At 66.7% G+C, this 3935-nt stretch carries 4 protein-coding genes; all 4 read left to right on the top strand.

Annotated elements, in window-relative coordinates; all coding sequences use genetic code 11:
• Window positions 1–145 precede the first annotated feature (145 nt).
• Genes ACK4ZD_RS15335 through ACK4ZD_RS15320 form a run of 4 tightly spaced genes read left to right on the top strand, consistent with a single transcriptional unit; the run spans window position 146 to window position 3895 of the window.
• Window positions 146–1159 carry a TRAP transporter substrate-binding protein gene (locus tag ACK4ZD_RS15335; RefSeq protein ID WP_409664032.1) on the top strand — a complete coding sequence of 338 codons (1014 nt, stop codon included), beginning with the start codon at window positions 146–148 and terminating at the stop codon, window positions 1157–1159.
• Window positions 1160–1172: 13 nt separating this feature from the next.
• The gene (locus ACK4ZD_RS15330; RefSeq protein WP_409664029.1) at window positions 1173–2087 is read left to right on the top strand and encodes a shikimate dehydrogenase; all 915 of its coding nucleotides are present in this window, start codon (window positions 1173–1175) and stop codon (window positions 2085–2087) included.
• A 12-nt stretch (window positions 2088–2099) separates the two neighbouring features.
• Entirely contained in the window at window positions 2100–3002 is a 903-nt protein-coding gene (locus tag ACK4ZD_RS15325; RefSeq protein ID WP_409664026.1) for a VOC family protein, read from the top strand.
• Between the two features lie 8 nt (window positions 3003–3010).
• The gene (locus tag ACK4ZD_RS15320; RefSeq protein WP_409664023.1) at window positions 3011–3895 is read left to right on the top strand and encodes a sugar phosphate isomerase/epimerase family protein; all 885 of its coding nucleotides are present in this window, start codon (window positions 3011–3013) and stop codon (window positions 3893–3895) included.
• The last annotated feature ends 40 nt before the right edge of the window (window positions 3896–3935 follow it).

The raw sequence follows: 3935 nt of genomic DNA, 5'->3' as shown, positions 1-3935 counted from the left end.
GAGGTCACCCGCGGCGTGCTGCCTTTCATGGCTGCGCAGACCGCCGTGCTCTTTCTGCTGGTGCTGTTCCCATCGATCGTCACCGTCCCGGCCCGCTGGTTTGCCGGCTGATGACACCCCCTTCCCCCCCACCAAGGAGACACCCATGACATTCAAGACCCTGACCCGTGCCCTGTGCCTGAGCTTGGCCACCCTGATGCCCGTGACAGCCGCCCTGGCCCAGGACATCAAGGAACGCACCATCAAGTTCGCCTTCCAGAACCAGAAGGGCCACCCACAGGCCGAAGGGGCACAAAAGTTCGCCGACCTGGTCGCCCAGAAGTCGGGCCGGAAGATCACCGTGCGCTTGTTCCCTGGCGGCACGCTGGGTGGCGACCTGCAGACGGTGTCGGCCCTGCAGGGCGGAACGGTCGAGATGACGGTGCTCAACGCCGGCATCCTCACGGCCCAGGTGAAAGAGTTTGCGGTGTTCGACTTCCCCTTCCTTTTCGCCACGCCGCAGGAAGCCGACGCTGTGACGGACGGCCCTTTCGGCAAAAGCTTGCTGGCCAAACTGGAAGAGAAGAACCTCGTCGGGCTGGGCTACTGGGATCTGGGCTTCCGCAACCTCACCAACAACCGCCGTCCGGTGGCCAAGGTCGAGGACATCGCCGGGCTGAAGATCCGCGTGATCCAGTCGCCGATCTACATCGACCTGTTCAACGCGCTGGGGGCGAACGCCACGCCCATGCCCTTCCCCGAGGTATACACCGCACTGGAGCAGAAGGCCATCGATGGGCAGGAGAACCCGGAGACGACCATCTACGCCTCGAAGTTCCATGAGGTTCAGAAGCACCTGACGCTCACCCGCCATGTGTACAACCCCCAGGCCCTGCTGGTGAGCAAGCGCCTGTGGGACAGTCTGAGCGCCGACGAGCGGCGCATCTTCAACGAGGCAGCCGCCGAGGCCACGCGCTTCCAGCGTGAGCTGTCGCGCCAGCAGGCCAGCGTGGCACTGGAGAACCTCCGCAAGGCCGGCATGCAGATCACCGAGCTGTCTGCGGCGGAGCTGGCGCGCTTTCGCGAAAAGGTCAAACCCGTCATCGACAAGCACACTCAGAGCGTGGGGGCCGAGACCGTGGCGGCGCTCAACGCCGAGCTGGCCAAGGTGCGCAAGTAAGGAAAGCATCATCGTGACCTCGGCTCACACCCTCGCGGACAAGCCCGCGCACACGGTCCATGCTGGCGATCGCAAGGTGCTCGTCGGCCTCATCGGCGCGGGCATCCAGCGCTCGCTCACGCCGGCGATGCATGAGGAGGAAGCCCGCCACCATGGCCTTCGGCTGCATTACCAGCTCATCGACCTCGACCGCACGGGCGCGGGCATCGAGGCCCTGCCCGGGCTCATCCAGGCCGTACGCACCATGGGCTTTGCGGGTTTGAACATCACCTACCCGTGCAAGCAGGCGGTGATCCCGCTGCTGGACGAGTTGTCGGACGAGGCACGCGAGATGGGCGCCGTGAACACCGTGGTGTACCGCCATGGCCGGCTGGTCGGCCACAACACCGACGGCACGGGCTGGGCCTGGGGATTTCGCCGCGCGCTGCCGGCCGCCGACCTGTCCGAGGTGGTGGTCCTGGGCACCGGCGGAGCGGGCGCAGCCATCGCTCACGCGATATCGCATCTGGGTGCGACGCGACTGGTGCTGGTGGACCGTGAGCCCGCCCGCGCCCAGGCCCTGGCCGACGCGCTCAACGCCGCCCACGGCGCCGGCCGCGCCCGCGTCGAAGCCGACATCGCTCGCGCCTTGCAACGCGCCAGCGGCCTCGTGCATGCCACGCCCACCGGCATGGACAAGCTGCCTGGACTGCCGCTGCCCGTCGAGCTATTGCGGCCCACCCTGTGGGTGGCCGAGGTCGTCTATTTCCCGCTCGAGACGGAGCTGCTCAAAGCGGCCCGACGCATCGGATGCCCCACCGTGGACGGCGGAGGCATGGCCGTCGGTCAGGCCTTGGGCGCCTTCGAGCTCTTCACCGGCCTGACGCCTGATGCGCATCGCATGGAAGCCCACTTCCGGCGCCTCGTCGCGCAGCGTCCCGGTGGCTGAAAGGAAATCGGCATGATTGCATCCGCCAGTTCGAGCCTGCGTAACCGCGAAGCCATCGACGAGCCGCCCAATCCGTTGGGTCTGGACGGGATCGAGTTCATCGAGTTCGCCACGCGTCGGCCTCAGGCCTTGGGACAGGTGCTGGAGACGATGGGCTTCCGGCCCATCGCCAGGCATCGCTCGCGGGAGGTGTTGCTGTACCGCCAGGGTTCGATGAACATCGTCATCAACGCCCACGCCGAGGGGCTGCCCGAGGCCGTGCAGCCCGGCGACAGGCCCGAGATCGCGGCCATTGCACTGCGCGTTCGCGATGCCGCGGCGGCCTGGCGCCGCGCCATCGAGCGCGGTGGCTGGCCGGTGCCGGCACAGCCCCATCCCATGGAGCTGCACATCCCGGCCCTGCACGGCGCCGGCCGAAGTCGCTTATATCTCGTCGACCGCTACCGTGAATTTTCGATCTACGACGTCGACTTCGTGCCCATCCCCACGGTGGACCGCCATCCGCCCGCCGTGGCAGGTCTGCACTGGTTCGGTGTGGTGCAGTACGTCGGTCTGGACCGACTGGACGACTGGACCGAGTTCTACACCGAACTCTTCGGCTTTGCCGCTCTGCCCGACGAGACGCGCTTCGGGATCCTGCCGCGCGGACGCATACTGACCAGCCCCTGCGGGCAGTTCTACCTTCAACTCATCGAGCCGGAACTGGACGCGGTGGAGGTCGATCCGGATGAGACCTTGCATCGTGTGGCCTTCGGTACCCCAGACGTGCGCCAGGCCGTGCGCGAACTCTCGAGCCGCGGCATGACCTTCGTCGAGTCCAGTGGCGTGCACACCGAGGACCGCGGCGCCCTGACACAGACGCTGCTGGGCAGCGTGGCTTTCGAGCTCGTGCACCATCCGCCGAGCACCCCATGAGGCCCACCATGCACATCGACGATTTCGGCATGGACACCATCACCCTGGCCGGCGACCTGCGCGCCAAGTTGCGCGCCGTGCGCGAAGCCGGTTTTGGTCAGATCATGCTGTCGGCACGTGATTTGGTGGGGCATCCCGAGGGCTGGCGTGCGGCCGTTCGGGATGTTCAGTCCAGCGGGCTGCGCGTGACGGGCTTTCAGGTGTTGCGCGACTTTGAGGGTCTGTCGGGCCACCTGCACGACTACAAGGTCGACATTGCCAAAGGCATGCTCGAGATGTGCCACGCATTGGGCGCCAAGGTGCTGTTGGCGTGCTCGTCCACTTCGCAGCACGCCAGTGCCGACCCAGACGATTTGGCACGCGACCTGCGCAAACTGGCCACCTTGGCCGTGCCCCTGGGCATCAAGGTGGCCTACGAAGGCCTGTCCTGGGGACGCCACATCAACGAGTACACCTCGGCTTGGGACGTGGTACGCCGAGCCGACCGCTCCAATTTGGGTCTGGCCATCGACTCGTACCACCTCCTGGCGGCGAAGACCCCGCTCGATGCGCTCGACGACATCGACGCGCACAAGATCTTCCTGGTGCAACTCTCCGACTTCCTGTGGAACGAGGTGCGCAGCTTCGAGGAACGCATGACCACCGCGCGGCACTTTCGGGTGTTTCCCGGCGAAGGCGTGCACACCGACGCCGTGGCCGAGATCGTCGTGCGGCTGGACCGCCTGGGCTACCGAGGCGACTACAGCTTCGAGGTCTTCAACGACGACTATCAGCAACTGCCCCTGTCCACCGTCGCGCAACGCGCGCGCCGCTCGGCCGTATGGCTCGCCGAGGATGTGCTGCGCCGCTCCACGCCCTTGCCCAACCGGCTGCGCCTGCGGGGCACGGCCTGAGCGGTGCGGATTGGCTGAGCTCGAACGTCGTGCCCAGAAA

The organism is Caldimonas sp. (assembly GCF_046291045.1).
GTDB lineage: Bacteria > Pseudomonadota > Gammaproteobacteria > Burkholderiales > Burkholderiaceae_C > Caldimonas.
The sequence above is the reverse complement of the archived record's forward strand: the minus strand, read 5'-3'. Positions and strand labels throughout refer to the sequence as shown.

Coding starts and splice junctions, on each gene's coding strand:
- ACK4ZD_RS15320 (WP_409664023.1), top strand. CDS start 3,011: ATGCACATCGACGATTTCGGCATGGACACCATCACCCTGGCCGGCGAC.
- ACK4ZD_RS15325 (WP_409664026.1), top strand. CDS start 2,100: ATGATTGCATCCGCCAGTTCGAGCCTGCGTAACCGCGAAGCCATCGAC.
- ACK4ZD_RS15335 (WP_409664032.1), top strand. CDS start 146: ATGACATTCAAGACCCTGACCCGTGCCCTGTGCCTGAGCTTGGCCACC.